This is a genomic window from Mesorhizobium sp. M2C.T.Ca.TU.002.02.1.1 (assembly GCF_003997225.1).
On record NZ_RZTO01001451.1, the window covers coordinates 1 to 610 of the forward strand.

Annotated in this window: 1 protein-coding gene; it reads left to right on the forward strand. The window is 64.9% G+C overall.

The features are described from left to right. A partial coding sequence (locus EOD07_RS36700) for an iron-containing alcohol dehydrogenase (RefSeq protein WP_127238524.1) occupies positions 1-559 on the forward strand: 559 nt, incomplete at its 5' end. Positions 560-610: the final 51 nt, after the last annotated feature.

Sequence of the window (610 nt, forward strand, 5' to 3'; positions counted from 1 at the left end):
CTGCCTCGAGGCGTATTGCGCGCCCGGCTATCACCCGATGGCCGACGGCATCGCGGTGGAAGGCATCCGGCTGGTGTTCGAGAACCTGCCGAAGGCTTTCGCCAACGGCAAGGATCTCGTCGCCCGCGCCCACATGATGAGCGCCGCCGCCATGGGCGCCGCCGCCTTCCAGAAGGGGCTGGGCGCCATCCATTCGCTGTCGCATCCGATCGGCGCGCTCTACGATACCCATCACGGCATGACCAACGCCGTGTTCATGCCCTATGTGCTCGCCTTCAATCGAGAGGCGATCGAGGACCGTATCGCGAGGCTCGCCGCCTATTGCGGCATCAGGGGCGGCTTCGACGGCTTCGCCAAGGCAGTCATCAAGCTGCGCAAGGAGCTCAAGGTGCCGCACGCGCTGCCCGGCCTGATCAAGGGGCTCGACATGGACAAGAAGCGCAAGGCGCTGATCGCCGATATGGCGGTGGTCGACCCGACGGCCGGCGGCAATCCGGTCAAGCTCACCAAGAAAGCGGCGCTGGCGCTGCTCGAAAACGCGATCGCCGGCTCCGTCTGAGAGCCGGCTTTCAATGCTGAAGAGTTGAAGAAAGGGCGAGCAGCTGAAGGA